Raw genomic sequence first — 24,606 nt, forward strand, 5'->3', positions numbered from 1 at the left:
CGTCCCCCACGACATCTATTTTCCAGCGCCTTAGAGGGCAGCCAGCTCAACCGTCACGGTGTCCGAATAGGTGCCGGCAACCAGCGCCTTCGTCGGATCCGAGATGTCGATGCGGAACGCCGCACCCGACTTCCAGGCAGCATTTTCCTTGAAGTCCTGGTCTTCGGTCGTGCTGACCGAGAACTGGCTGATCGAAGCCTGCGGCACGAGCGTGCCGACGGCACCGGCCGTGTACTGGGCGGCGATCGAGTAAGGGATGTTCGCCTGGAACACGTTGCTGTCGTAACCGCCGGTGTTGGTGGTGTTGCGCAGACCGTCGACACCATTGCCCTTGCGGACGGTCATGCGGTTCGCGGTGTTGCAGCCCGCGAGGTTGGTGCGGGTGTGACCGTTTGCCGGGCCGACCGAGGTGAAGACGTTTTCGACGGTGCTCGTCGCGTCGGCATAGATGCCGATCGTGCCGAAGTTGACGTCGTTCAGGTCGCCGCCGGCGCCGAGGACGCAAGCCTGGCTGACGGTGCCCTGGATCGTGAAGTCGGCGGTTTCCGACGAGCTTGCCGTGCCGACGTTGCCCGGGTTGGCGGGATTGACATAGGTTGCGTTTGCAACGGTGGTCTGGGCCGACACGGCGGTGCTGCTGAGCGCGGCAACCGATGCGGCGATAATCAGATGCGAAAACTTCATTTTACTACTCCCTTTCTCATTTACTTACATGCACTTACTTACAAACGACCCTACTGGCTTCGCGCGCCAGCATCTCTCAGACGCGCGGATTGATGACGATCGTGATCGAATCCACATATTGGCCGGCGAGCAGATCGCGGCCCTGCGTCATTTCCGTCTGGAGGCGGATTTCGCCGCCCCCGGCTGCAATGGCGTCGCCGCTGTTGAGCGAGGCGCCTGCGATCATCTGATTGCTGGTGAAATCGGCGTGGAGTTGTGTCGGCAACGGCGACAGCGCCGGAACCGTCACGCCCAGCCGGTAAGGGACGAGACCGACATAGGGGCCCTCGCCCTGCGGCCGCGTGGCATGGGCGATCCCGCCCGATGCCGACCGGAAAATCATTTCGAAGGGGACGTTGCACCCGACGTCGAAGCGCGCCGTGGCCTGCTTGTCGCCGGCCAGTTCGCCGAGGCTGATCGTACCGCCGCCGCCGACCGAGCATTTTGCCGTGATATGGCCCGCGAAAACGACGTTGATCGACACGCCGTCGAAAGCAGCCGCGCTTTCCTTGGCGTTCGCTGTGGTTGCCACGGCCGACAACAGCAAAAATGCTGCAGTCGCGCCGAATCGCGCCACGACCTGACGGTAGCTATAGGCCAAAAAACCCCCCAATCCCGCAAGCGATGCCCTTGTTGGTCCAAGGCACGTCGCGGGCCCAATTCCTGTACGCCCACCCCCCGGTGGACAAAGAATCGTTCAAATCTGTTTGGGAAAATAAACAAATTATTTACATAAGCAATCCCGGGCGCTTAGGATTCGCCGCGCCCGCCTCGGGCCGGCACGCCCTGTTCCCCTTTGAGACAGCGGCCGGAAAAAGATTAAATCCGCAGCCCGCTGCATAAAGTTAGCAATCTCAGCAACTTGTGTCACAACAAGTGCCAAAACCTCCGTGCGGGACGCTTCCGCGCGACGCGGCATTGTCCGGACTTAGTCAAAAGCTAATTTCATCGCCGGCGACGGATGATCGGGCTTCCCGGACAGGTTTCGACCGCCCGAAGGCTGGATCGGGGAGCGGCGAGTCGTTTTCGATTTGCCGGGCTCTTTGCCCCGACGCACCGGCGGCGGTCGCCGCGACGGCTCATATGGTCGCATGGCATTTGTGACGCCGGTAACCTTCCCTTAACGCCGTCGGCCCGACTAGGCATGGTGATGGCAATTCCGGCATATATAGACGCGGGCGACGTATCGCGCGGCAAGCCGCGCAATGCGCGCCATACGCTCCGGCTGCAATTGCAGGGCGCAAAGGCGACCGGCGACGATGTCGCGGTGCAGGTCCACAATATTTCGGCAACCGGACTCCTGATCGAAAGCGAGGTCGCGCTCGAACTCGGCGACCGGATCGAAATCGGATTGCCCCACGCCGGCGCGACCTGGGCCAAGGTCATCTGGACGAGCGCGCGCATCTATGGCTGCCAGTTCGATACGCCTGTATCGCCCGCGACGCTCAGCGCCGCGCAACTGCGCAGCGTTGTCGGGCCGGACAGCAGCGCCTTGCCCGCGCCGCAGGCCGAAAGCTTCGGCATCCGGCTGCAACGGTTGCGCACGACAAGAGGACTGACCCAATCGCAGATCGCGAGGCAGCTTGGCGTCAGCGAACCGTCGATTTCGGCATGGGAGCAGGACAAGGCGCGCCCCAAGGCCGGCCGGATGGAGGCGCTGGCGGTCCTGCTCGGCGTCGAACTGGCGGAACTGCTCGGTCTCGACGAGGCCGAAAGCCTCGGCGACGTCGTCGCGCGCGCGAAAAACGACATCGCCAAGGCGGCCGAAGTCAGCCCCGACAACGTCAAGATCGTCATCGAAATCTGAACGGCCACACGAACCGGCGTAAAAGGCGCTTGACCCTGACGCTGCGTGATCCCCGATAGGCTCGTCCCCGTGATGAGGAGACGGTGAATGCGGACGGTTCGGCAGGTCGCGAAAGCGGCGGGTATCAGCGTCAGGACGCTGCATCATTATGATGCGATCGGCCTGCTGAAGCCCGGTCATGTCGGCGCCAATGGCTATCGCTATTACGGCAGGGAAGAATTGCTGCGGCTGCAGCAGATCCTCTTTTACCGCGAGCTCGGCCTGTCGCTGGCGGGGATCGCCGCCGTGCTCGACGACCCCGCCTTCGATCCGCTCGCGGCGCTGCGCCAGCACCGCGCCGCGCTCGAAGGCCGGATCGACCACTACCGGACCCTCATCCGCACCATCGATCGCACGATCGCATCATTGGAAAAGGACGAGCATATGGAAGACAACGACTATTACGCGGGCATCGCCCCCGAAACGCGCGACCGCTGGCAGCGCGAGGCCGAGACCTTCTGGGGCAAGGACGCCGTTGTGGCCGCGCAGGCAAAGGCGCGATCGTTCAGCAAGGAACAGGTCGCGGCGATCCAGACCGAAATGGAAACGATCCGCGCCGATTTCCAGCGCCTGTTCCGCGAAGGTGCCGATCCGGCATCGGGCGCGGTACAGGCCGTCACCGATCGCCACTATCACTGGGTATCGCACAGCTGGACGCCCGATGCCGAAGCGTTCCGGGGCCTCGGCCGCTATTATGTCGAGAATCCCGAATTCCGCGGCACCTATGACGACGACAAATTACCGGGATGTCCCGAATTCATCGCGGCGGCGATGGCGGTTTATGCCGACCGGTCGCTCTGACGCGGAAGCAGCAGGCTGGCATCGCCATAGCTGTAGAAGCGATAGTCGCTTTCGATGGCATGGGCGTAGGCCGCCTGCATCGTCTCCAGCCCCATCAGCGCACTGACCAGCATGAACAGGGTCGAGCGCGGCAGGTGGAAATTGGTCATCAGCCCGTCGATCGCCTTGAAGCGATAGCCGGGGGTGATGAAGATCGCGGTGTCGCCTGCGAACGGCGCGATCGTGCCATCGGCCAGCGCCGCGCTTTCGAGCAGGCGCAGGCTGGTGGTCCCGACCGCAATCACGCGCCCGCCCGCCGCGCGCACTGCGTTGAGCCGCGCGGCGGTGTCGGCGTCGATCCGGCCCCATTCGGCGTGCATGACATGGTCTTCGGTATCGTCGGCCTTCACCGGCAGGAAGGTGCCGGCGCCGACGTGCAGCGTCAGTGTCTCGGTCGCGATCCCGGCGGCGGCTAGCGCCTCGAGCAGCTTCGGCGTGAAGTGCAGCGCCGCGGTTGGCGCCGCCACCGCGCCGTCTTCTTTCGCGAACATCGTCTGATAGTCGCTGCGGTCGTCGGCATCGGTCGGCCGCTTGCCCGCGATATAGGGCGGGAGCGGCATAGTCCCCGCGCGTTCGAGCAGCAGTTCGACCGGCTCGTCGCCGGCAAAGGCGAGAATGAAGCTGCCATCGGCGAGCCGCTCTTCGGCGAGCGCCTCGACCCCCATGCCGAAATCGATCGTCTCGCCGACGCGAAGCCGCTTGGCGTTGCGGATGAACGCCTGCCAGCGGCGTAGGTCGATGCGCTTGTGCAGCGTGGCGCCGATTTTGGCCCCCGGCGCGCTCTGCGCGCCATCATCTCGAGCGTCCCGGCGGCCTTCGAGCTGCGCCGGAATCACGCGCGTGTCGTTGAAGACGAGGCAGTCGCCGGCGCACAGCCATTCGGGCAGGTCGGCAACGCCCGCATCGACCATCGCACCGCCGTCGACGACGAGCATCCGCGCCGCATCGCGCGGACGCGCAGGACGCAGCGCGATACGCTTGCTGGGTAAATCGAAATCGAAGGCGTCGACGCGCATGGTTTGCCTGCGCGTCCCCGCGCTTACTGCTTGATCGGCGCGTTGAGTTCGTCGACCGTCACGGCCGGCGCGGCGGGCGCAGGCACCGTTTCGGCGAGCATCGACGCCGGCGGCATCGGCTTGTTGTCGGCGGCCACCGACACCTGCACCATACGCGACATCACTTCGGGCGGCTCGCCCTTATGGATCGCGTCGATATATTGCATGCCCGACACGACGCGGCCGAACGCCGTGTAGCGCCGGTCGAGCGCGAAGCGCGGCTGAAGCATGATGAAGAACTGGCTGTTCGCACTGTCTTCGCTCTCGGCACGCGCCATCGACAACGTACCGCGCAAATGCGGCGTCGGGTTGAATTCGGCCTTGATGTCGGGAAGCTGCGAGCCACCCTGCCCGGTCGCGGTCGGATCGCCCGTCTGCGCCATGAAGCCGTCGATCACGCGGTGGAACTTGATCCCGTCGTAAAAGCCCGCGCGCGCGAGCTGCTTGATCCGATCGACGTGGTTCGGCGCGACATTGGGATAGAGCTGGATCACGACGCGGCCGCCCGTCGAAAGGTCGAGGTTCAGCATATATTCGGGGTTATTGATGTACTGGTCGGGCGTCATCGCGGGCACCGCGGGCACTTCCGTCGCCGGCGCAGCATCGGCCGCGGCGGGGGCGACCGGAGCCGGGGCCGGATCAACCGGAGCGGGCGCCTCGACTGGCGGGGCCGGCTGGCTTTCCCCCGGATTCGGCGAAGGCGCGGGCGGCGCCTCCTGCGCCACGGCCGCAGCCGCGAGACCGAACGCCATCGCCGTGAAAATCATGGGGCGGAAGGAAAATGTCATGCTGGAACGGCCTCTGCAAAATGTACCGGGATTTGCGCCCTGTCCGGCGCGCCCTAGCTGGAAAAAGCTGAACGCTCAATGATCGGTATCAGCGCTCGCCCTGAAGCAGCCCCCGTTCGGCGATGCGGTCGACCACCGCCTCGCGCACCGCAGGGGTCACGAATTTGTGGATGTCGCCGCCAAAGATCGCGATTTCCTTGACCAGCCGCGACGCGATCGGCTGGAGGCTGACATCGGCCATCAAAAAGACCGTTTCCACGCGGTCGTTGAGCTGGCGGTTCATGCCCGTCAGCTGATACTCATATTCGAAATCGGTGACGCCGCGTATCCCGCGCACGATGATCGACGCGCCCTGGGCATCGGCGAAATCCATGAGCAGCGAGTTGAAGCCGACGACCTCGATGTCGCCGTCGAGTCCCGCGACCTCGGCCTTTACCATCGCGATCCGCTCGTCGTCGTCGAACAGGGGCGATTTCGCGATGTTGGTTGTCACGCCGATGATCAGCCGGTCGACGAGCTTGGCGCCGCGGCGGATGATGTCCATATGGCCGAGCGTGATCGGATCGAACGTCCCCGGATAAACCCCCACCCGCATCAACGGTCCCTTTCCACGACATAGCGCGCGATCGCACGCAGCAGCGCCGCCTCTTCGCCGAAGCCGCCCAGATGCGCAATTGCCTGTTCGACGAGCATCCCCGCCTGTTCGCGCGCGCGTTCGAGCCCCATCAGCGTGACGAAGGTCGCCTTGCCCGCCGCGTCGTCCTTGTGCAGCGCCTTGCCCGCCAGCGCCTCGTCGCCTTCGACGTCCATGATGTCGTCGGCGATCTGGAAGGCGAGCCCGATGTCGCGGGCGTAGCCGCGCAGCGGGGTGCGTCCTTCGGCCGGGATGCGCGCAAGGATCGCCCCCGCCTCGACCGAAAAGGCGATCAACGCGCCGGTCTTCAATTGCTGGAGCCGCGTCACCGTCGGCAGGTCGAAATTCGAGGTTTCGGCGGCGAGATCCATCATCTGCCCGCCCGCCATGCCCGCCGGTCCGGCGGCGCGCGCGAGTTCGCAGCAAAGTTCGGCGCGCACGAAGGGATCGGCGCTGGTCACCGGGTCGCACAGCCATTCGAACGCGAGCGCGTGCAGCGAATCGCCCGCGAGCACGGCGGTTGCTTCGTCGAAGGCGCGGTGCACCGTCGGCTTGCCGCGGCGCATGTCGTCATCGTCCATGCACGGCAGGTCGTCGTGGATCAGCGAATAGACGTGCATCGCCTCGACCGCCGCGCCGACACGCAGGCTGAGGTCGCGGTTGACGTCGAACAGGTCGCCGGCGGCGCGCACGAGCAGCGGGCGCAGCCTTTTGCCCCCCGCGATGGCGGCATGGCGCATCGCTTCGTAGAGCGGACCGCGCGGGTCGGCGGGCACGGCGAGCAGCTGATCGAACAGCCGGTCGATCCCCGCGGCAACATCGGCCTGCGCCGAAAGGAGCAATTGCGTCCCGCGCGAAACTTCGCTTTCGACGAGCGTCACCGCGATCAGCTTTCGCCGAAGGGCGTGGTTCCCGCCGGCCGGCCATCGGCACCCAGGCTGACCTGCTCGATCCGCGCCTGCGCCGCAGCAAGCCGCGCCTCGCAATGGCCGCGCAGCGCATGGCCGCGCTCGTAAAGCGTCACCGATTCCTCGAGGCTGACATCGCCGCTTTCGAGGCGCCGCACGATCGTTTCGAGTTCGCCCATCGCGGCCTCGAACGACAGCGACGCGATCGAGGTGGCAGCAGCGGTTTCGGGGGTGTCCGTCATCGCCCTGCTTTGGCCTCTTCGCCCCCCCGCGGTCAAGTGCGGTCGAGCTTGACGTCGCACCGCGCCGCGATAGGCTCGCGCCATGTTCATCGGCCATTTCGCCCCGGCGCTGATCGTTGCGGCCCGACCGAAGGCGGCGGGGCTCGGTACGCTGTTTGTCGCTGCGCAGTTCGTCGACATCCTTTTCGCCGCGCTGCTCATCCCCGGGATCGAGGCGATGCGCTTCGTCCCCGGCATCACCGCGATGAACCCGATGGACCTGCATCAGATGCCTTATACGCACAGTCTGCTCGGCACATTGATCTGGGCGAAGATTTTCGGCGCCATCGTCTGGTTCGCGACGAGGCGCAGGGAGGCCGCCATCGGCGCCGCGCTTGTCGTCGTCTCGCACTGGTTCATCGATCTTCTCGTCCATATCCCCGACCTGACACTCTACGGCATGCCGCCGAAGCTCGGGCTTGGCCTGTGGGATCACCCGATGATCGCGATGCCGCTCGAGGTCGCGCTCATTGGGGGGGCCTTCGTCTATTATCTGCGCCGCACCGCGGCATCGGGCGGCAACCCCCGGCTATGGGTTCTCGCCGGGCTGCTGGCCTTTGCGCAGGCTGCCGACTGGTTCGGGCCGAAAGAGCCCGTTTATTCGCTCGCCGTCCCGGCGACGATGCTCTTCGCCTATGCGTTGCTATCGGGTACCGCGGCATGGGCGGGCGCCAACCGGCGGATCGCTGTCCGCTGACCCATTTGCTTCGGCGCAATCGCGTTTCTGTTTTTTGCAATTGCTGGCGGCGCGATCGCCGCTCATGCTGCACTGCACAAGAAGAGAGGGGCTCGAAGGCAAGTTTTGTTCAATCGACAAGGACTTGCATCATGAAAAAATTCATCCTCCCCGCCCTCGGCCTGTTCGCGCTGGCGCCAACCGCCGCGCTCGCCAAGGACGAAGCCGTCAAGCGTTTCGAGCATGACGGCGCCACCTACAGCTATACTGTCACCAAGGTGGGCGACACGCGCGTCATCAGCGGTGTCGAGGAACGCACCGGCAAGCCGTTCACGCTCCGCGTCGGCCAGCATCGCGTGCGCGGCACCGTCGGCTCGCAGCAGGTCAGCTTTGCGCTGCGCGATGTCGAGCCGCTCGTGAAACCCGCTGCCACCCTCGCCTCGCGCTGATCCCGCTCTCCGACACAGGCCCCGTGGTGCAAAAAGCATCATGGGGTCTGTTCGTTTTGCGCCTACCCGGCTAAAGGCGCGCCATGACTCAGCAAGCGCCCGCCATCACCCCCGAAATCGTCGCCGAGCATGGGCTTTCGCCCGAGGAATATGATCGCGTCCTGAACGCGATCGGGCGCGAGCCGAACCTTGTCGAACTCGGGATCTTCTCGGTCATGTGGTCCGAGCATTGCAGCTATAAGAGCTCGCGCCTGCACCTCAAGAAGCTGCCGACCGAAGCCCCCTGGGTGATCTGCGGCCCCGGCGAAAATGCCGGCGTCATCGACATCGGCGAAGGGCCCGACGGCAAGAAGCTCGCCGCGATCTTCAAGATGGAGAGCCACAACCATCCGTCGTACATCGAGCCCTATCAGGGCGCGGCGACCGGGGTCGGCGGCATCCTGCGCGACGTGTTCACCATGGGCGCGCGGCCCGTCGCGAACCTCAACGCGCTGCGCTTCGGCCGCCCCGACCATCCGAAGATGAAGCACCTCATCTCGGGCGTCGTCCACGGCATCGGCGGCTATGGCAATTGCGTCGGCGTGCCGACGGTCGGCGGCGAGGTCAATTTCCACAAGGCCTATGACGGCAACATCCTCGTCAACGCGATGACGGTCGGCGTCGCCGAACAGGACAAGATCTTCTATTCGGCCGCATCGGGCGTCGGCAATCCGATCGTCTATGTCGGCTCGAAGACCGGCCGCGACGGCATCCACGGCGCGACGATGGCATCAGCGGACTTCGGCGAGGATGCCGAGGAAAAACGTCCGACCGTGCAGGTCGGCGATCCCTTCACCGAAAAGCTGCTGATCGAAGCCTGCCTCGAACTGATGGCGTCGGACGCGATCGTCGCGATTCAGGACATGGGCGCCGCGGGCCTCACGTCGTCGTCGGTCGAGATGGCGTCGAAGGGCGGCGTCGGCCTCCACCTCAAGATGGACGATGTGCCGCAGCGCGAAACCGGCATGACCGCCTATGAGATGATGCTCTCGGAATCGCAGGAGCGCATGCTGATGGTGCTGAAGCCCGGCCGTGAGGATTTCGCCGCCGCGATCTTCCACAAATGGGAACTCGACTTCGCGGTCATCGGCACCGTCACCGACACCGGCCGCATGGTGCTGGAACATCATGGCGAGATCGTCTGCGACATCCCGCTCGCGCCGCTCGCCGACGATGCGCCGCTCTACGACCGCCCGCATGTCCCGACGCCGAAGCAGGCCGAACTGACGAACGTTCCCGAAACGCAGGATGTCGCCGCGGACCTCAAGACGCTGATGGGCACCCCCGATATCGCCAGCCGCCGCTGGATCTACGAGCAATATGACAGCCAGGTCGGCGCCGACACGCTGCAGACCGGCGGCGATGCTGCGCTCGTCCGCATCCACGGCACCAACCGCGCGCTCGCCATGTCGACCGACTGCACCCCGCGCTATTGCTACGCCGACCCGGTCGAGGGCGGCAAGCAGGCGGTCGCCGAAACCTGGCGCAACATCAGCGCGGTCGGCGCCACGCCCTTGGCGATCACCAACTGCCTCAACTTCGCAAACCCGCAGCGCCCCGAGATCATGGGCCAGATCACCGGCTGCCTCGACGGTATGGCGCAGGCGTGCCGCGCGCTCGACTATCCGATCGTCTCGGGCAATGTCAGCCTTTATAACGAGAGCAAGGCGACCGGCGGCGGCAGCGCGATCCTGCCCACCCCTGCAATCGGCGGCGTCGGCGTGATCGACGACCTGAACCGCGCGGTCGGCATCGGTTTCAAGCGCACCGGCGACATCGTGATGGCCGTCGGCGAACGCGCCGGCCATCTCGGCCAATCGGTGTGGCTGCGCGAAATCCTCGGCCGCGAGGAAGGCCCGCCGCCGCCCGTCGACCTGCGCGCCGAAAAGCGCACCGGCGACTTCATCCGCGGCGCGATCAACGCCGGCTGGATCACCGCCTGCCACGACGTGTCCGACGGCGGCATGGCGGTCGCGCTCGCCGAAATGGCCTTGAAGTCGAACATCGGCGTGCTCGTCAGCGAAGAACAGCCCTTCGGCGTCGCCGAAAGCTTCTTCGGCGAGGATCAGGGGCTGTATCTTGTCACCGTCTGCGACACCTGCCTCGCCGACTTCCTCGACGCCGCCGGCCGCGCCGACGTGCCTGTCGACCCCGTCGGCCGCACGATCAAGGACCGCATCGTCTTCGAACTGGAGGGCAGCGACCATCAGGTGACGCTTGCAGAGCTGCGCGAAGCCCACGAAGGCTTTTTCCCGAACCTGATGGGAGCCGACGCGGCGCTGGCATAAGTCTGTCCGCCCAATTCCCGTTCGCCCTGCGCTTGTCGAAGGCCCGTTCTTTCTTTAGCCGTGGCCAAGAAAGAACTGTGCTTCGACAAGCTCAGCACGAACGGGACAGGTGGTGATATATGAGCATCCACATCGGTATCGGCGGCTGGACCTTCGAACCCTGGCGCGGGACTTTCTATCCCGACAAGCATCCGCAGAAACGCGAGCTCGAATATGCCGGGCAGCACCTCACCGGGATCGAGATCAACGGCACCTATTATGGCAGCCAGAAGCCCGAGAGCTTCGCGAACTGGGCGGCGTCGGTCCCCGACGGGTTCAAGTTCAGCGTCAAGGCCTCGCGCTTCACGACGAACCGGAAGGTCCTCGCCGACGGGGCGGAATCGATCGAGAAATTCCTGACGCAGGGGCTGACGCGGCTCGGCGACCGGCTCGGTCCGATCCACTGGCAATTCATGGCGACGAAGAAGTTCGATCGCGACGATTTCGCGGGCTTCCTCGACCTGCTCCCCGAAACGCAGGATGGTTTGAAGCTGCGCCACGCGATCGAGGTGCGGCACGAAAGCTTCCGCGATCCCGCCTTCGTCGAGATGGTCCGCGAACGGAACATGGCGATCGTCTTTGCCGACAGCGACGAATTCCCGTGCATCGACGAACAGACCGCCGATTTCACCTATGCGCGGCTCCAGCGGTCGCACGAGGATATCGAAACCGGCTACGACGCCAAGGCGCTCGACAAATGGGCCAAGCGCGCGAGGGACTGGGCGGAGGGCGACCGCGACGTCTATATCTTCTTCATTGCCGGCGCGAAGGTCCGCAATCCGGCCGCGGCTCAGGCGCTGATCGCGAAACTCGCCTGATCGGTGTCACCGATCGCCGGCGGCCAAGGGCTGCAGGTTGCTTTTACCCCATTCGCACAGCGGCGTGAGCGCCTCGTTGAGCGATGCCCCCAGCGCGGTGACCGAATAATCGACGCGCGGCGGGACCTGATGGAACATCTCGCGGTGGACAAGGCCGTCGGCCTCCATCTCGCGCAATTGCTGGATCAGCATCTTTTCGCTGATCCCGGCGATGCGACGCTTGAGCGCGCCGAAGCGGACGGGTGTGTCGTGCAGCTCCCAGAGGATCAGCGCCTTCCACTTCCCGCCGATAATCCCGAACACCGGCCCGAGGCCGTCATTATAGGGTTGATTACGTGTCGTCATGTCTGCCTATTTTTACCAAATGGTAAGTACCTGATAAAATAGTCGGTAATTGATCATTAGAAATTAACACGCCACCTCGTCGCGATCAATCGGGCGCGGCAATTTCGCCGGACCCGACGCGAAAGGAATGGTCCCTATGTCCGAAAAACTGCTTATTCTCGTCGGAAGCCCGCGCCGGAACGGCAACAGCGCAACGCTGGCCGACGCCGTCCGGCGCGGCGCCGAGGCGGCGGGCAGCGAGGTCACGCTGCGATTTCTCGACGACCATATCGGAGGGTTCCTGCGCGATTGCCGCCAGTGCCGCCGGCCCGACGGCGAATGCGCGATCGACGACCCCTATCGCGCCCTGTTCTTCGACGAGTTCCTGCCCGCGCGCGGGGTGATTTTCTGCTCGCCCATCTATTGGTACGGCGTGTCCGCGCAGATCAAGGCGTTCTTCGACCGCAGCTTTTGCTATTATGCGGCCTCCTATCCGGGATCGACGGACGCGCTGGCGGCGATGGCGCGCAAAAGGCTCGGGCTGGTGCTGGCATCCGAGGAGAGCTATCCCGGCGTGGCGCTCGGTATCGTCCACCAGATTCAGGAATTTTCGCGCTACACGGGTTCGGACTTTGTCGGCGTCGTGCGCGGCGCCGGCAACAGCCGCGGCGAGGTGCGCAACGATCCGGCGAACCCGGTGGGCGACGCCGAACGCCTCGGCCGCGAGATATTTTCGCGATCCTATTCGGATTACAGGCTGGAAACGCCGCGCAGCCCGCGCGTCTGGCCCGAAAGCGCGCGCTGAGCGCTGGCCACCGGGTACGGGTTGGCCCCGACTTTCGCCGGGGGCAATTCAGGCCATCGCGGCTTTCGCCGCGAGGAAGTTGTACGGGTCGATCCCGCGGTTGCGATAGGCGCGGTGCGCTTCCTGGTAGAGCGTCGGCTCGCCGATGCCGAGGCGCGCGCGCGCGGCGTCGAGCGGTTCGGCGAGGAGCGCGCGGATGTCCTGCTCGATGATCGCCTTCGCCGCCTTGCCGTGGCGCTGGCCCTGACGGATCGCGCCCATCACCGGCGCGTCGCTCTTGATGCTGCGCTTCACCTCATAGCCGCCGGCATAGGCGATGAAGGCATTGCCGTAATTGCCCGTCTGGCCATAGGTGAAGCCGAGCACGCACTGCTCGCCGAGCGCGTCGCGGCCATAGCCGGTGAGGATGTGGAACAGGTCGTGCGTGTCGCGCAGGCGGTTCGAATACCATTGCACCTGATCGTCATATTGCGGGCGGCCCATCTTGTCGCTTTCGGCGACGAGGCCGGCGGCCGACAGGCCCTCGCGGCGCATGAAGGTGACATAGGCATGGCCGACGCTGCCCTCGGGCAGCGCGTCGATCCAGCTGTGATCGTCGAGCAGGTCGGGCAGATAGGGCTCGCGCTCCATCAGCTTTCGCCCAAAGTCACTTGTCACGAAGGCGCGCGCATCATCCATGAAACCCTTGCGCGGCAGATTTTCGAAGATGTGGAAGACCTGTTCGGTGTCTTCCTTGTCCTTGATGAGCTTGCGGAAGTGCTGGAACGCCTTGAACGGGCGGAACTTCGGCATCTGACGGTCGGGGTGGGAGAAGATGGTCGGGGTCATGGCTGTTCTCGTTCGAATCAGGTGATGCTGTGCAGATAGCATTACTGACATAGATGTCAATAACCGTTTAACGCCGAAAGCCCTCGACGCCTTTTGCGGCGCACGATACGCCGTGCCGATATGGGCGAAGGGAAAGCGGTATGACCACGGCATCGACGCGATACGAAAGCCTCGACGCGATCCGCGGCGTTGCGGTGATGGGCATATTGGCGATGAACATCCTCGCCTTTGCCCTGCCCTTTTCTGCCTATACCAATCCGCTGGCGGGCGGACCGGTCGGCGATCTCGACCTCGCGACCTGGTTCTTCAGCTTCGTTTTCATCGATTCCAAGATGCGCGGCCTGTTCTCGATCCTGTTCGGTGCCAGCACCCTGCTCGTGATCGAAAGCGCCGCAGCGAGCGGGCGGAGCGCTGCAGGCGCGCATTATTCGCGCATGTTCTGGCTCGGCCTCTTCGGCCTCATCCATTATTATTTCATCTGGTTCGGCGACATCCTGTTCCTCTACGCGCTCTGCGGCCTGATACTCTTCGCTTTCCGCAACCTGTCGGTGAAGGCGCTGGTCGTCTGGGCGCTCCTGTTTTTCCTTGTCGCGATCGCCTTCCTCGGCGGCGGCTGGCTGATGTTTGCGCTCGCCGAAGCCGGAAAGCTGCCGCCCGAGGCGGTCGCGCAGGCGCAGGGCGATCTCGCCCGGTTGAACGCCGACATGGGACCAAATGCCGCGAGCTATGCAAAGGATGTGGCGACCCACCTCGGCAGCTACGGCAGCATCGTCGCCGAAAAACTGGGCCCGAAGGCGACTGATCCCTTTATCCAGGCGCTGATGTTCCTGTGGGAAACGATGGGCCTGATGCTGATCGGCATGGCGCTCTTCAAGTCGCGGATGCTGACCGGCGAATGGGACGCTGCGCGCTACCGCAAATGGGCGGTGATCGGCTTCCTGATCGCCATACCCCCGCTCGTTGGCCTTGCCCGCTATCAATATGCCAATGGCTTCAGCGCGGTTTCGACCTTTGGCGCGTCGCTGTCGCTATCGATGCCGTTCGACATCGCCGCCACGATCGGCTGGGCGGCGCTCATCATGTTGCTGATCCGGACCGCGGCGAGCGAGGCGGTCCGCGCGCGCCTCGCCGCGACCGGGCGGATGGCCTTCACCAACTATCTCGCCACCTCGATCGTGATGACGACGATCTTCTACGGCTATGGGCTGGGGCTGTTCGGCAGCGTCGGGCGCACCGCGCTCTATCTTTTCTGCTTCGGCATGTGGGCAGCGATGCTGCTCTGGTCGAAGCCGTGGCTCGACCGCTTCAACTATGGGCCGCTCGAATGGATCTGGCGCAGCCTGTCGCGCTGGCGGCTTCAGCCGATGCGCAAGGTAGCCCGCGCCTAGAAACCGATGGCGCGATCGAAGCCGGCCGGACGACGCTGGACGAGCGGATTCGCCTCGCGCTCCAGCGCACCCAGCGTTTCCTCGAACAGCGGGCGCAGCGCGACGACGCGCGGCAGATATTCCTCGGGGCTGACCTGGCTTTCGACGCAGTGGCGCGCAAACATCTCGATATCCTCGGCGAGCGCCCCCAGTCTTTCGCCGCCGAACTGACGCGCTTCGCTTTTCAGCGTGTGCGCGGGCATCACGAGTCCGCGGGCATCGCGGGCGCGCATCGCCTCTTCGATCGCCGCCACCGATTTGGTGCCGTCTTCGCGAAAATAGCCGAGAATCCGTACGAACGCGGCGCCCAACTGGGTGCGCGTCGCGCGAAACTCATCCCAATCGACCAGGATTTCGTCCAATGCTTTATCCCTTGGTATTCAAATTCGGCCGTGGTCCCAGCCGATCCATGCCCAAGTTGGGTAAAAAAGACGTTACGGTACGGACCGCCCGGCAATGAAAATGCCCCGTTTCGGGTCAGCGGCAAACGCGCCAGCGTCCCGCACCATCCGCCGCGGCGTCGCTCTCGACACGCCAGCCATGCTCGGTCGCAAGCGCGGCGACTTCGCGCCCCGCCTGCGGATCGTCGGCGATCAGCACGACCTCGGCCGTATCGCGCATCGCCCGCGCCAGCCGGAGCGCCGGCCAGGGACAGCGCATCCCCCGCGCGTCGACGACCAGCGCCGACACATTATTCGTCATAAGGGTTGCGCGAATTGCGGAAATTCAGGCGCACGGGAACGCCCTGGAATCCCAGCTCCTTGCGCATGCCGTTGACGAGATAGCGTTCGTAACTGCCGGGCAGCGCATCGGTCCGCGAACCGAAGACGACGAAGGTCGGCGGCCGCGTCCGCGCCTGCGTGATATAGCGCAGCTTGATGCGCTTGCCGCCGGGTGCCGGGGGCGGATTGCTGTCGACCGCGCCTTCGAACCAGCGATTGAGCCGGGCGGTCGAAACGCGATTGGTCCAGATGTCCCGCTGTTCGAACGCGACGCGGACCAGCGTGTCGATACCCTTGCCCGTCGCGCCCGAGATGCTGAGCACCGGCACGCCCTTCACCTGGCTGAGACCGTCGTCGAGCGCGGCGCGCACGCCGTTGAACAATGACGAGGGATCCTCGGCGATATCCCATTTGTTGAGTGCGACGATCAGCGCGCGTCCTTCCTGCAGCACCTTGTCGGCGATACGCAGGTCCTGCGCCTCCAGCCCCTTCGTCGCATCGAGCAGCAGCACGACGACTTCGGCGAAGTCGACCGCGTGCAGCGCATCGGCGACCGACAGCTTCTCGAGCTTGTCGACGACCTTGGCGCGCTTGCGCATGCCCGCGGTGTCGAACAGCTGGATTTCGTGGACTTCGCCGTCCTTTTCCCATTGCCAGTCGACGCGGATCGAATCGCGGGTGATTCCCGCCTCGGGGCCGGTGATCAGCCGGTCCTCGCCGATCATGCGGTTGATCAGCGTCGACTTGCCTGCGTTCGGGCGCCCGACGATCGCCAGCTTCATCGGGCCGAGCGGCGCATCCTCGGCCTCGTCGCCCTCGATCGCGGGCGGCAAGGCTTCGGCTTCGGCCGCATCATAAGCCTCGACGATCGGGCGCAGCGCGTCGAACAGGTCGACGACGCCCTCGCCATGCTCGGCGCTGAGTGCGATCGGATTGTCGAAGCCGAGCGAATAGCTTTCCATCAGGCCGTTTTCGCCCTGCTTCCCCTCGGCCTTGTTGACGAGCAGGATGATCGGCGTGTCCTCGCTGCGCAGCCAGCGCGCGATTTCCTCGTCGAGCGGGGTCACGCCCGCGCGGCCGTCGATCATGAACAAGGCGGCGTCGGCTTCGCGCACCGCCTTTTCGGTCTGCACGCGCATCCGGCCGGGCAGGGTCGCGGCATCATGATCCTCGAACCCTGCGGTGTCGACGATCCGGAATTCGAGCCCGAGCAGCTTGCCGTCGCCTTCTCGCCGGTCGCGCGTCACCCCGGGCTGGTCGTCGACCAGCGCCAGACGCTTGCCGACCAGCCGGTTGAACAGCGTCGATTTGCCCACATTGGGCCGGCCCACAATGGCAATCGTCGCGAATCGCGACATGTCCCTATTCCTACACCGGGCCGCCCCGGCCCGGACGCCGTATCAGCGCCAGGCCGTGATCTTCCCGTCGTCCGCGAGGACGTACAAAATATTGTTCGCCACAATCGGCGGCTGCGACAGAGGCGTCTTGAAATCGGTCGATCCCAGCAGCGAGCCGTCGGTCGGAGAAAACTCCTGCAACGACCCTTCGCTGTTCACCGCAATCAGGCGGCCGCCCGCGAGGATCGGTCCGGTCCAGCGGATCGGGTCCTTCTTCTTCTTTTCGGTCTCGACGCGAAAGCGTGCAAGCTGCTGGATCCAGCGAACCTTGCCAGTTCCGCGTGCGACGCACAGCAGCTTGCCGTCGTCGGTCATCGCATAGACCCACTCGCCGACGACATAGGGCGTCGAAATGCCGGCGATCGAAATTTCCCAGCTGCGTTGCCCGGTGAGCAGTTCATAGCTCGCCATGCGTCCGCCCTGGCCCAGCGCGAAAACCCGGCCGCGGTCGACGACCGGATCGGCATCGACGTCGGTCAGCGTCGACACCGACAGCGCCATCGACGTCCGCGCGAGCGCGTCTTCCCACAGGTCGCGGCCGTTTTCGTAACGATAGGCCTGAACCTCACCCGACGAGAAGCCGGCGACGATCGTCCCCTGCCCCGCCGCGGGCGATGCGGCACCGAAAACGCTGCCCGGTTCGAGCGACGCGGTCGCCTGCCACAGCACCGCGCCATTGGTCGCATTGAGCGCGAAAATCTGGTTGTCCTGGCTGACGACATAGACGCCGCCGAAGGCAATCGTCGGTGCGCCGCGCAGCGGCCCCGCGGGCTTCACCTTCCAGATCACCGATCCGTCGGCGACGTTCAGCGCCGCGACATCGCCCGCGCCGCTCGTCGCATAGACGACCGATCCGTCGACCCCGGCACCGCCGCCGAACAGCGAATCCTTGTAATCCTTGCCTGTGCTGCCAATCGATGTCCGCCACAGCTGTGCACCGGTATCGGCGGAAAAGGCCGACACGACCGCGTCGGTGCCGACCGCGAACAGGCGATTGTCGGCAACAACGGGCGAAGCCGCGAGCCGCTGCTTGTTATTGCTGCCCGCGATATTGGCCTGCCACAGCTGGCCGCGCGTCGCGCCCAGCGCCGGATGGCCCATCGATTTGGACGCGTTGCCGCCCGATTGCGACCAGGCGGCATTGACCGCCGGTTCGGGCAGGACGACCGCTATGCCGGCAGTCGCCGTATCGACCTTGATGCTGTTGTCGTTCGACAGGATCGACACGCGATCGCCGACGGTCGGCGTCTTGGGCCCGCCATCGCCCTTGAACACGCCGCAGCCCGCGAGCGGCAGTGCCAGCAACGCCGCCGCATAAATTCCGTAGTGCGCTTTCCGCATATTATTTCGTTTCCTCAACTTTTGCGGCTGTCGCTGCCTTGGGCGCGGCATTGCCTTTCTGGTCCCCGGCGGCGCTTGTCGCCGCATTTTTATCGGCTCCGGCCGTAGCCGCGGCGTTCTTTTCGGCTCCGGCGCTATCGGTCGCGCGGTCGGAAACCGCGTCGACGCCCAGCATGCCGGCCATCTGCACCGAGCGCGATTCGAGCGATTTGGCGACGTCCGGCGTCTTGGCGATGCGCGCATAGAGCGCGCCGGCCTTGTCGAACTGGCCGAGCTGATAATGAGCGCTCGCCGACATCTCTGCGGCGCTCGCAAACCAGCTCGACGCCGGATCCTTTGCATCGACCATCGGCTTCATGCGCGCGATCACCGCGTCGGGCTTCAGCGTGTCATATTCGAATGCGGTCTGGCGGATCAGCGCGAGGTCGCGCAGCGACTGGTCGAGTTTGGTGTCGGCCGCGATTTTCGCCATCAGCGCGGCGGCCGCCTTCAGGTCGCCGCCCTGCGCCTTGATATTCGCCTGCTGCATCTGCGCAACGGCGCGATAGGCGGGGCTGCCGTCGTCGACGAGCTTCTGCAGCTCGGCATCGGCGGCGCGGGGCTGGTTGGCGCCGAGTTTCTCGAACGCCGCGATCAGTTCTTCGGCCTGTTCGCCGCGCGCCTGATCCTGCCGGTGACTCCAGAAAAGATAGCCGCCGAACGCGAGCAACGCGGCGAGTACGCCGCCGATGATCCACCGGCCATAGCGCTGCACGATCGTATCGAGCCGGTCCTTGCGGACGGCTTCGTCGACCTCCTGCAACAGCGCGGCATCATTCGTCGGGCTCAGGGCCAATCAAACCTCCATATATTCGTCATGGCTCTGGGCATTCATCCCGCCGGTCGCTTCCTTAGCGACGACGCCGAAAAAGGCCAAGCGTTTCGCTGTTGTGCGCCGCCGCCTGCCGTCAACCTGCGTAGGTCTGATCGTCGGTCGGGAATGAACGGGACCTGACTTCGTCGGCATAGTCCTTGACCGCGCTGTTGACGACGCCCGCCATATCCTCATATTTTTTGACGAACTTGGGGACACGTTCGAACATGCCGAGCATGTCGTCGGTGACCAGCACCTGACCGTCGCACTGCGCCGAGGCGCCGATCCCGATCGTCGGGCAATCGACCTTGTTCGTGATCTCGATCGCAATCGATTCGAGCACCCCCTCGATGACGATCGAAAAGGCACCCGCCTGCGCGACCGCGATGGCGTCTTCGACGATCGAACGCGCCTCCTCCTCGCTCTTGCCGCGCACGCCATAGCCGCCAAGGATATTCACCGCCTGCGGGGTCAGCCCGACATGACCCATGACCGGGATGCCGCGCTGGGTCAGGAACTCGATCGTCGGGGCCAGGACCTTGCCGCCCTCGACCTTCACCGCCGCCGCGCCGGTTTCCTTGAGCAGCCGCGCGGCATTGTCGAACGCCTGCTGCGGGCTGCCTTCATAGCTGCCGAACGGCATGTCGACGATGACGGCCGCATGATAGCTGCCGCGCACGACAGCCGCGCCATGCAGGGCCATCATGTCCATCGTCACCCCGACGGTATGCGGCAGCCCGTAAATCACCTGCGCCAGCGAATCGCCGACCAGCAGCATGTCGCAATGCGGGTCGAGCAGCTGCGCCATGCGGACCGTGTAGGCGGTCAGCATCACGAGCGGCTCGCCGCCCTTGCGCTGGCGAATCCGCGGAACGGTAAGGCGCTTCATCGGCTGCGGCGTCGGATTCGCGCGGCTGGTCGATGTGTCGAGGGTGAGCGTTTTCGGGAGCGTGGACATGGGGCGGGGGTCTAGCCCCTTGGCGCGCGCAGCGAAAGGACGAAGCATCACGATGTAAAATCGACTTGACTTTATGTTCGATATTTTTAACATAAGGTCATGAAAAGCGAACATTCGGAGTTTCACGCATGAGCTTCCGCGAAAAGATACACTGGGTCACGTTGGTGACGATGGCAGCGGCGTTCGGCTGGTATTTCCTTGCCTATCCCTGGCAGGTCGCCGACGGTCCCGCGGGCGTCTGGGCGACCGCCGGGCTGCTCGTGCCGGTCACCATCGCGATCATCGTCGCGATGACGGTGGCAACCGCCTTCCTCGCGATCCGCAACCGCGCCGAGGTCGATATCAGGGAGGACGAGCGCGACCGCGGCTTCCACATGCGCGGCACCCACTATGCCTATTACCCGCTCGTGGTCGGCATCTGGGTCAGCATCTTCCTGGTCTTCTGGGGCGTCGGCCAGGCGCAGCAGCTCAACATGATGATCGCGACACTCGTCCTTGCCGAGCTCGTGCGCATCGGCACCCAGCTCTACCTCTATCGCCGGGGCTATTGAGCCATGTCCCCCGCGATCCTCGAATCCGCGCGGCAGCTTGCCGCAGCCGATACCGGAGACCTGTCGATGAACTTCCGCGAAAAAACCGCATGGCTGAATGTCATCGCGATGGTCGCCGCCTACGCTCTCTATTTCGGGCTTCTCCTCTCCGGGCATCCCGCCGGGCGCGAAGTTTTTCCGATGCTATGGCTGTTCGGATCGATCGCCACCGCGCATGCGGTCACCGTCATCGTCGGTACCGTCATCCTGTCGGCGCAGGCGCCGAAGCCGGAGCGCGCCCGCGCCGACGAACGCGACCGCGCGATCCGTCGCCGTGGCGCCGCCATGGGTTATTATGTCCTGCTGGTCGGGATGATGGTCGTCGGGGTCTATATGCCTTTCGTCGAGCGCGGCGTGCCGCTGGCGAACGCCGGGCTGTTCGCGATCGTCGCCGCCGAGCTGGTGAACAGCGTCGTTGTCCTGATGAGCTACCGGCGGGGCTGGCATGGCTAGGTTCCCCTTCTCCAACGAGATCCGGACGCTGCGCTTTCTTGCGGGCGAGATGACGCAGGGCGACCTTGGCGACATGGTCGGGGTCACCCGGCAGACGATCGCCGCGATCGAACAAGGCAAATATTCCCCGTCGCTGGAGGTCGCGTTCCGCATCGCGCGCGTCTTCGACAAGCCGCTCGAGGCGGTGTTTCAGTGGGACGACGCCGGGGCTTGAGACAGCGCGGCCGCGCGGGTCCGGTTCGGCGTCCCCTCCCCGGTGGCGTCGGGCCGGACTTCAAGCTGCGCCGAGCGCCGCGAGATGGTCGGGGCCGAGTTCCAGCGCCATGCTGCCCAGCAGCTCGTCGAGCTGGTCGACACGCGTCGCACTTGCGATCGGCGCGGTGACGCCGGGCTGCTGTGCGACCCAGGCAAGCGCGATCTGCGACAGCGTCGCACCCGTTTCGGCGGCGATCCGGTCCATGACGGCCAGAACCGCGGGGCCGCGCCCCTCCATATAGGACTTCGCCTTGAAACCGCGCGGACTCTGCCGCAGGTCGGCGGCATCGCGATACTTGCCCGACAGATAGCCGGACGCGAGGCTATAATATGGGACGACGCCGATATCCTCGGCAATGCAAAGTTCCTGCAACGCGCCTTCATATTGATCGCGGTCGAGCAGGTTCAGTTCGGGCTGCATGACAGTGAAGCGCGGCAGCCCGCGTTCGTCGGCGACGCGCAGCGCGGCGGCGAGCCGGTCGGCGCTATAGTTGGACGCGCCGATCGCGCGGACCTTGCCCGCATCGACCAGTTCGCCGAACGCGCCCATGACCTCGTCGAGCGGGACATCGGGATCGTCCTTGTGCGCGAAATAAAGGTCGATCGTCTCGACGCCCAGCCGTTCGAGCGAGGCATCGACCGCGGCGCGGATGCGGTCGGGCTGCAATCCCTTGCCGCCTTCGCCCGGCAGCATGCCCACCTTGGTCGCGATCGATATCCGGTCGCGCGCGCCGCTCGCCTTCAGCCATGCGCCGATCATGCTTTCGGACTCGCCGCCCTTATGTCCTTCCGCCCACGCCGAATAGACGTCGGCGGTGTCGATCATCCGGCCGCCGCCTTCGACGAAGCGATCGAGAACGGCAAAGCTCGCCGCGCGGTCGGCGGTCCAGCCGAAGACGTTGCCGCCAAGGACGAGCGGTGGGGTGGAAAGCCCACTTTGGCCCAGAGGTTTGTCGATCATCGAACATGTCCCTTCTTGACGGTCGCCACCGCTTCGCGCGGGTTGTCGCTGAACAGCCCGTCGATACCGGTTTTGAGATAGGTATCGATTTCGGCCGCCAGATCGCCATGTCCCGCGGGATTGAGCCCGCCCTTGTCGCCGAGCGGCAGGAAATAATTTTCGCGGCGAAACGTCCAGGGATGGACCTTCAGCCCCGCGGCATGCGCGTCGCGCACCAGCACCGTCGGATCGCCGAGCCGCCCCAGCGCGCCGCGCGGGATGACCATATCCTTCGACGGCCCGATACCGTCGGCATAGGCGGCGATCGCCTTCAACCCGGCGGGAGCCGCCATTGCGGCATAGCTGGTGCCCGGCGTATCCGCCGGACTGCCTTCGCTGTCCATCAGCTGGATCAGCGGCAAGTCGCTCTTCGCCCGCAGCGCCTTGAGGTTGCCGACCTCGAAGCTCTGGATGAACACCGGCGCCGTGCGCCCCCGGTAACCGAACCGGTCGAGCATCGCCAGCAGCGGCGCCTCGTGCGGCAGGCCGATCGATACGAAATAGCTCGGGTGCTTGGTTTCGGGATAGACGCCGACGGGCCGCTCGCGCCCCTTGTTCGCCTCGGCAAGGAAAGTCAGGATTTCCTCGAAGGTCGGGATGTCGAACCGGCCGTCATATTCGGTGCTACGCAGTTTCGGCAGCCGCTCGCGCGCACGCAGCGTCTTGAGTTCGGCGAGCGTGAAATCTTCGGTGAACCAGCCGGTGACCTGCTGCCCGTCGATCGTCTTGGTCGCCTTGCGATCCGCGAACTCTTCGTGGGCCGCGACGTCGGTCGTTTCGGAAATCTCATTCTCGTGCCGCGCCACCAGCACGCCGTCCCTGGTCAGCACAAGGTCGGGTTCGATATAATCGGCGCCAAGCTCGATCGCGAGCCGGTACGCAGCGATGGTATGTTCGGGCCGTTCGCCCGACGCCCCACGATGCGCAATCACGATCGGCGGCTGCCCGTCGAGGGTTGCCTGCGCGGTCACAGGCTCAGCCGCGCAGCCGGCGGTGAGCATCAGGGCGAACAGCGCCGCGAAACGCCGCATCATTTTGCAAAGCGCGCCTGCCAGTCACCGGCCGAAAAACCGACGCTGACGCCTCCTGCCGCTTCGACCACCGGCCGGCGAATCATCGCCGGCTGATCCAGCATCAACGCCTTGGCCGAGGCGGCATCGAGGCCGTCCTTCTGCGCGTCGGGCAATTTGCGGAAGGTGGTGCCGGCCTTGTTGAGGAGTTTTTCCCACCCCAGCGCGTCGATCCAGCCCTGGAGCCGTGCGGGGTCGAGCCCGTCCTTGCGAAAATCGTGAAAGCGATAGGAGACGCCCTGCTCGTCAAGCCAGCGCCGGGCTTTCTTCACCGTATCGCAGTTCGGAATACCATAAAGAATCAGTGTCATGTTTCGGGAATTAGCAGGAGCCAGTTACATATTCGAGGCGTCAGATGCGGTCGGCGCTTTCGAAACGAGGGGCCGGTCGGCGATCCGCGTGTTCGCGCTGGCGAGCTTGCCGCGCAGCGCCCGCGCAAAACCTTCGTGGAGCGCTCCGGCCAGATCGGGGTTGGCGGCCAGATAGGCGCGCAGCGCCGCGGCGGGAACGAACCACAGCCGCGCATTGCTGCCGAGCACCACCGTTCCGGTCGCGTAGGTGCCGTCGAGCACCGTCGCCTCGCCGATCAATTCGCCGTCGGACAATCGCGCGACCTCGGCGCCGTCGCGCTGGACCGAAGCCAGCCCTTCGGCAAGGTAGAAGAGGCTGGGCGCCGCCTGGTTCTCGCGGATCAGCACTTCGCCACGCTTTGCCGAAATCCAGTGCCCCTGATCGATAAGGCCGCGCGCCGCGACCGGCCCCAGCCGCGCGAAATGCTGGCGGCGCAATTCCTCTTCCTCGGCCGAAAAGCGGACATTGGCCCCGCGCAGCCACAGCCGCGTCAATATGCCGATGTTGACCACGAGGATCGCGAGCACCAGCATCCCGTAACCGAAAACGGGTTCGCGGAACAGGACAAGCGGGAGGGCGACCAGCGCCGCGGCGGCAAGGCCGATGCGCACATAGTCGATGCGCACGACAAAACTCGTCGCCAGCAGCAACAGCAGCACCCCATAAACGAACCATGCGGAATCGAAATTCGCCATAGCCAATCGCTTCACATCGGGACCCGGAAACGGGTCGCTGGTGTATAACGTTACCGATAACCGACTGCCTTGGTTGCGCCCCTATCGCCGTTTCAAAAGCTTGTAACAAACTATCAGTTTTTGAGGTCCAAGAAAAGCATAGGTGCGCAAATG

At 64.9% G+C, this 24,606-nt stretch carries 30 protein-coding genes; 11 read left to right on the forward strand and 19 right to left on the reverse strand.

The features are described from left to right. Positions 1–30: 30 nt before the first annotated feature. Both VGU00_RS02660 and VGU00_RS02665 read right to left on the reverse strand, forming a co-directional pair. On the reverse strand, positions 31–684 hold the full coding sequence (locus VGU00_RS02660; RefSeq protein WP_327465219.1) for a hypothetical protein: 654 nt from the start codon (positions 682–684) through the stop codon (positions 31–33). 76 nt (positions 685–760) lie between these two features. Next, complete coding sequence (locus tag VGU00_RS02665) at positions 761–1,255, reverse strand: hypothetical protein (RefSeq protein WP_327465221.1); 495 nt, start codon at positions 1,253–1,255, stop codon at positions 761–763. Between the two features lie 618 nt (positions 1,256–1,873). Between VGU00_RS02665 and VGU00_RS02670 the strand changes: the two genes are divergently transcribed. Together VGU00_RS02670 and VGU00_RS02675 are read left to right on the forward strand one after the other, a co-directional pair. Then, a complete protein-coding gene (locus VGU00_RS02670) occupies positions 1,874–2,530 on the forward strand; it encodes a helix-turn-helix domain-containing protein (protein WP_327465223.1) in 657 nt (218 codons plus the stop codon). Positions 2,531–2,617: 87 nt separating this feature from the next. After that, positions 2,618–3,370: a MerR family transcriptional regulator gene (locus VGU00_RS02675; RefSeq protein WP_327465225.1), complete on the forward strand. Its 753-nt coding sequence runs from the start codon at positions 2,618–2,620 to the stop codon at positions 3,368–3,370. On the opposite strand, the gene queA is transcribed toward VGU00_RS02675, so the two are convergent. The 5 genes from queA to VGU00_RS02700 form a co-directional block, all read right to left on the reverse strand. Continuing rightward, on the reverse strand, positions 3,349–4,425 hold the full coding sequence (queA, locus tag VGU00_RS02680; RefSeq protein ID WP_327465227.1) for a tRNA preQ1(34) S-adenosylmethionine ribosyltransferase-isomerase QueA: 1,077 nt from the start codon (positions 4,423–4,425) through the stop codon (positions 3,349–3,351). The genes VGU00_RS02675 and queA overlap by 22 nt on opposite strands. A 23-nt stretch (positions 4,426–4,448) precedes the next feature. Beyond that, positions 4,449–5,231, reverse strand: coding sequence for a peptidylprolyl isomerase (locus VGU00_RS02685; RefSeq protein WP_327465229.1), 783 nt, complete (start codon positions 5,229–5,231; stop codon positions 4,449–4,451). A gap of 109 nt (positions 5,232–5,340) precedes the next feature. Further along, entirely contained in the window at positions 5,341–5,847 is a 507-nt protein-coding gene (coaD, locus tag VGU00_RS02690; RefSeq protein ID WP_327465231.1) for a pantetheine-phosphate adenylyltransferase, read from the reverse strand. After that, positions 5,847–6,767 carry a polyprenyl synthetase family protein gene (locus VGU00_RS02695; RefSeq protein ID WP_414713484.1) on the reverse strand — a complete coding sequence of 307 codons (921 nt, stop codon included), beginning with the start codon at positions 6,765–6,767 and terminating at the stop codon, positions 5,847–5,849. The genes coaD and VGU00_RS02695 overlap by 1 nt, the downstream gene beginning before the upstream one ends. A gap of 5 nt (positions 6,768–6,772) precedes the next feature. Then, positions 6,773–7,036 (reverse strand): exodeoxyribonuclease VII small subunit, encoded by a 264-nt coding sequence (locus tag VGU00_RS02700; RefSeq protein WP_327465233.1) that lies wholly within the window; start codon positions 7,034–7,036, stop codon positions 6,773–6,775. Positions 7,037–7,118: 82 nt separating this feature from the next. Here VGU00_RS02700 and VGU00_RS02705 point away from each other — a divergent pair, with 82 nt between their 5' ends. The 4 genes from VGU00_RS02705 (at position 7,119) to VGU00_RS02720 (ending at position 11,384) form a co-directional block, all read left to right on the forward strand. After that, entirely contained in the window at positions 7,119–7,772 is a 654-nt protein-coding gene (locus tag VGU00_RS02705) for a hypothetical protein (protein WP_327465235.1), read from the forward strand. Positions 7,773–7,903: 131 nt separating this feature from the next. Then, the gene (locus VGU00_RS02710) at positions 7,904–8,200 is read left to right on the forward strand and encodes a hypothetical protein (RefSeq protein ID WP_327465237.1); all 297 of its coding nucleotides are present in this window, start codon (positions 7,904–7,906) and stop codon (positions 8,198–8,200) included. Between the two features lie 83 nt (positions 8,201–8,283). Next, positions 8,284–10,527, forward strand: a complete 2,244-nt coding sequence (gene purL / locus VGU00_RS02715; protein ID WP_327465239.1) for a phosphoribosylformylglycinamidine synthase subunit PurL — start codon at positions 8,284–8,286, stop codon at positions 10,525–10,527. Positions 10,528–10,646: 119 nt separating this feature from the next. Continuing rightward, complete coding sequence (locus tag VGU00_RS02720) at positions 10,647–11,384, forward strand: DUF72 domain-containing protein (RefSeq protein WP_327465241.1); 738 nt, start codon at positions 10,647–10,649, stop codon at positions 11,382–11,384. A gap of 6 nt (positions 11,385–11,390) precedes the next feature. On the opposite strand, the gene VGU00_RS02725 is transcribed toward VGU00_RS02720, so the two are convergent. Next, the gene (locus VGU00_RS02725) at positions 11,391–11,729 is read right to left on the reverse strand and encodes a helix-turn-helix domain-containing protein (protein WP_327465243.1); all 339 of its coding nucleotides are present in this window, start codon (positions 11,727–11,729) and stop codon (positions 11,391–11,393) included. 136 nt (positions 11,730–11,865) lie between these two features. Between VGU00_RS02725 and VGU00_RS02730 the strand changes: the two genes are divergently transcribed. Continuing rightward, entirely contained in the window at positions 11,866–12,513 is a 648-nt protein-coding gene (locus tag VGU00_RS02730) for a flavodoxin family protein (RefSeq protein WP_327465245.1), read from the forward strand. 48 nt (positions 12,514–12,561) lie between these two features. On the opposite strand, the gene VGU00_RS02735 is transcribed toward VGU00_RS02730, so the two are convergent. Continuing rightward, on the reverse strand, positions 12,562–13,341 hold the full coding sequence (locus tag VGU00_RS02735; protein WP_327465247.1) for a Coq4 family protein: 780 nt from the start codon (positions 13,339–13,341) through the stop codon (positions 12,562–12,564). 140 nt (positions 13,342–13,481) lie between these two features. On the opposite strand from VGU00_RS02735, the gene VGU00_RS02740 reads away from it, so the two are divergent. Next, positions 13,482–14,729, forward strand: a complete 1,248-nt coding sequence (locus tag VGU00_RS02740) for a DUF418 domain-containing protein (RefSeq protein WP_327465249.1) — start codon at positions 13,482–13,484, stop codon at positions 14,727–14,729. Here the strand turns inward: VGU00_RS02740 and VGU00_RS02745 are convergent. From VGU00_RS02745 to panB, 6 genes are all read right to left on the reverse strand, one after another. Then, complete coding sequence (locus VGU00_RS02745; RefSeq protein ID WP_327465251.1) at positions 14,726–15,130, reverse strand: Hpt domain-containing protein; 405 nt, start codon at positions 15,128–15,130, stop codon at positions 14,726–14,728. The genes VGU00_RS02740 and VGU00_RS02745 overlap by 4 nt on opposite strands. Before the next feature lie 115 nt (positions 15,131–15,245). Beyond that, positions 15,246–15,470, reverse strand: coding sequence for a sulfurtransferase TusA family protein (locus tag VGU00_RS02750; protein WP_327465252.1), 225 nt, complete (start codon positions 15,468–15,470; stop codon positions 15,246–15,248). Then, positions 15,460–16,848, reverse strand: coding sequence for a ribosome biogenesis GTPase Der (gene der / locus VGU00_RS02755; protein WP_327465254.1), 1,389 nt, complete (start codon positions 16,846–16,848; stop codon positions 15,460–15,462). The genes VGU00_RS02750 and der overlap by 11 nt, the downstream gene beginning before the upstream one ends. Before the next feature lie 42 nt (positions 16,849–16,890). Then, positions 16,891–18,228, reverse strand: a complete 1,338-nt coding sequence (locus tag VGU00_RS02760) for a PQQ-binding-like beta-propeller repeat protein (protein ID WP_327465256.1) — start codon at positions 18,226–18,228, stop codon at positions 16,891–16,893. Position 18,229: 1 nt separating this feature from the next. Next, positions 18,230–19,063, reverse strand: a complete 834-nt coding sequence (locus VGU00_RS02765; protein WP_327465258.1) for a tetratricopeptide repeat protein — start codon at positions 19,061–19,063, stop codon at positions 18,230–18,232. Positions 19,064–19,175: 112 nt separating this feature from the next. Continuing rightward, entirely contained in the window at positions 19,176–20,039 is an 864-nt protein-coding gene (gene panB, locus VGU00_RS02770) for a 3-methyl-2-oxobutanoate hydroxymethyltransferase (RefSeq protein ID WP_327465260.1), read from the reverse strand. Between the two features lie 128 nt (positions 20,040–20,167). Between panB and VGU00_RS02775 the strand changes: the two genes are divergently transcribed. The 3 genes from VGU00_RS02775 to VGU00_RS02785 are packed head-to-tail and all read left to right on the forward strand — an operon-like array spanning position 20,168 to position 21,296. Beyond that, the gene (locus VGU00_RS02775; protein WP_327465262.1) at positions 20,168–20,590 is read left to right on the forward strand and encodes a hypothetical protein; all 423 of its coding nucleotides are present in this window, start codon (positions 20,168–20,170) and stop codon (positions 20,588–20,590) included. A 3-nt stretch (positions 20,591–20,593) separates the two neighbouring features. Next, positions 20,594–21,082, forward strand: coding sequence for a hypothetical protein (locus VGU00_RS02780; protein ID WP_327465264.1), 489 nt, complete (start codon positions 20,594–20,596; stop codon positions 21,080–21,082). After that, the gene (locus tag VGU00_RS02785) at positions 21,075–21,296 is read left to right on the forward strand and encodes a helix-turn-helix transcriptional regulator (protein ID WP_327465266.1); all 222 of its coding nucleotides are present in this window, start codon (positions 21,075–21,077) and stop codon (positions 21,294–21,296) included. Before VGU00_RS02780 ends, VGU00_RS02785 begins: the two co-directional genes overlap by 8 nt. Before the next feature lie 60 nt (positions 21,297–21,356). On the opposite strand, the gene VGU00_RS02790 is transcribed toward VGU00_RS02785, so the two are convergent. Genes VGU00_RS02790 through VGU00_RS02805 form a run of 4 tightly spaced genes read right to left on the reverse strand, consistent with a single transcriptional unit; the run spans position 21,357 to position 24,453 of the window. Beyond that, positions 21,357–22,298, reverse strand: a complete 942-nt coding sequence (locus VGU00_RS02790; RefSeq protein WP_327465268.1) for an aldo/keto reductase — start codon at positions 22,296–22,298, stop codon at positions 21,357–21,359. Continuing rightward, entirely contained in the window at positions 22,295–23,371 is a 1,077-nt protein-coding gene (locus VGU00_RS02795; RefSeq protein WP_414713485.1) for a glycerophosphodiester phosphodiesterase, read from the reverse strand. Before VGU00_RS02795 ends, VGU00_RS02790 begins: the two co-directional genes overlap by 4 nt. Beyond that, positions 23,368–23,718, reverse strand: a complete 351-nt coding sequence (locus VGU00_RS02800; RefSeq protein WP_327465270.1) for an ArsC family reductase — start codon at positions 23,716–23,718, stop codon at positions 23,368–23,370. The genes VGU00_RS02795 and VGU00_RS02800 overlap by 4 nt, the downstream gene beginning before the upstream one ends. A 24-nt stretch (positions 23,719–23,742) precedes the next feature. Continuing rightward, positions 23,743–24,453, reverse strand: coding sequence for a cyclic nucleotide-binding domain-containing protein (locus VGU00_RS02805; RefSeq protein WP_327465272.1), 711 nt, complete (start codon positions 24,451–24,453; stop codon positions 23,743–23,745). Positions 24,454–24,606: the final 153 nt, after the last annotated feature.

Source organism: Sphingopyxis sp. (assembly GCF_035944815.1).
Classification (GTDB): Bacteria; Pseudomonadota; Alphaproteobacteria; order Sphingomonadales; family Sphingomonadaceae; genus Sphingopyxis.

Bases quoted from the DNA above. Each gene is read 5' to 3' on its own strand.
- queA (WP_327465227.1), bottom strand. From the start codon at position 4,425: ATGCGCGTCGACGCCTTCGATTTCGATTTACCCAGCAAGCGTATCGCG.
- VGU00_RS02740 (WP_327465249.1), top strand. From the start codon at position 13,482: ATGACCACGGCATCGACGCGATACGAAAGCCTCGACGCGATCCGCGGC.
- VGU00_RS02780 (WP_327465264.1), top strand. From the start codon at position 20,594: ATGTCCCCCGCGATCCTCGAATCCGCGCGGCAGCTTGCCGCAGCCGAT.
- VGU00_RS02710 (WP_327465237.1), top strand. From the start codon at position 7,904: ATGAAAAAATTCATCCTCCCCGCCCTCGGCCTGTTCGCGCTGGCGCCA.
- purL (WP_327465239.1), top strand. From the start codon at position 8,284: ATGACTCAGCAAGCGCCCGCCATCACCCCCGAAATCGTCGCCGAGCAT.
- VGU00_RS02750 (WP_327465252.1), bottom strand. From the start codon at position 15,470: ATGACGAATAATGTGTCGGCGCTGGTCGTCGACGCGCGGGGGATGCGC.
- VGU00_RS02730 (WP_327465245.1), top strand. From the start codon at position 11,866: ATGTCCGAAAAACTGCTTATTCTCGTCGGAAGCCCGCGCCGGAACGGC.
- panB (WP_327465260.1), bottom strand. From the start codon at position 20,039: ATGTCCACGCTCCCGAAAACGCTCACCCTCGACACATCGACCAGCCGC.
- VGU00_RS02720 (WP_327465241.1), top strand. From the start codon at position 10,647: ATGAGCATCCACATCGGTATCGGCGGCTGGACCTTCGAACCCTGGCGC.
- VGU00_RS02790 (WP_327465268.1), bottom strand. From the start codon at position 22,298: ATGATCGACAAACCTCTGGGCCAAAGTGGGCTTTCCACCCCACCGCTC.
- VGU00_RS02670 (WP_327465223.1), top strand. From the start codon at position 1,874: ATGGCAATTCCGGCATATATAGACGCGGGCGACGTATCGCGCGGCAAG.
- VGU00_RS02685 (WP_327465229.1), bottom strand. From the start codon at position 5,231: ATGATTTTCACGGCGATGGCGTTCGGTCTCGCGGCTGCGGCCGTGGCG.
- der (WP_327465254.1), bottom strand. From the start codon at position 16,848: ATGTCGCGATTCGCGACGATTGCCATTGTGGGCCGGCCCAATGTGGGC.
- VGU00_RS02735 (WP_327465247.1), bottom strand. From the start codon at position 13,341: ATGACCCCGACCATCTTCTCCCACCCCGACCGTCAGATGCCGAAGTTC.
- VGU00_RS02805 (WP_327465272.1), bottom strand. From the start codon at position 24,453: ATGGCGAATTTCGATTCCGCATGGTTCGTTTATGGGGTGCTGCTGTTG.
- VGU00_RS02795 (WP_414713485.1), bottom strand. From the start codon at position 23,371: ATGATGCGGCGTTTCGCGGCGCTGTTCGCCCTGATGCTCACCGCCGGC.
- VGU00_RS02760 (WP_327465256.1), bottom strand. From the start codon at position 18,228: ATGCGGAAAGCGCACTACGGAATTTATGCGGCGGCGTTGCTGGCACTG.
- VGU00_RS02785 (WP_327465266.1), top strand. From the start codon at position 21,075: ATGGCTAGGTTCCCCTTCTCCAACGAGATCCGGACGCTGCGCTTTCTT.
- VGU00_RS02705 (WP_327465235.1), top strand. From the start codon at position 7,119: ATGTTCATCGGCCATTTCGCCCCGGCGCTGATCGTTGCGGCCCGACCG.
- VGU00_RS02675 (WP_327465225.1), top strand. From the start codon at position 2,618: ATGCGGACGGTTCGGCAGGTCGCGAAAGCGGCGGGTATCAGCGTCAGG.
- VGU00_RS02800 (WP_327465270.1), bottom strand. From the start codon at position 23,718: ATGACACTGATTCTTTATGGTATTCCGAACTGCGATACGGTGAAGAAA.
- VGU00_RS02660 (WP_327465219.1), bottom strand. From the start codon at position 684: ATGAAGTTTTCGCATCTGATTATCGCCGCATCGGTTGCCGCGCTCAGC.
- VGU00_RS02725 (WP_327465243.1), bottom strand. From the start codon at position 11,729: ATGACGACACGTAATCAACCCTATAATGACGGCCTCGGGCCGGTGTTC.
- VGU00_RS02775 (WP_327465262.1), top strand. From the start codon at position 20,168: ATGAGCTTCCGCGAAAAGATACACTGGGTCACGTTGGTGACGATGGCA.
- coaD (WP_327465231.1), bottom strand. From the start codon at position 5,847: ATGCGGGTGGGGGTTTATCCGGGGACGTTCGATCCGATCACGCTCGGC.
- VGU00_RS02700 (WP_327465233.1), bottom strand. From the start codon at position 7,036: ATGACGGACACCCCCGAAACCGCTGCTGCCACCTCGATCGCGTCGCTG.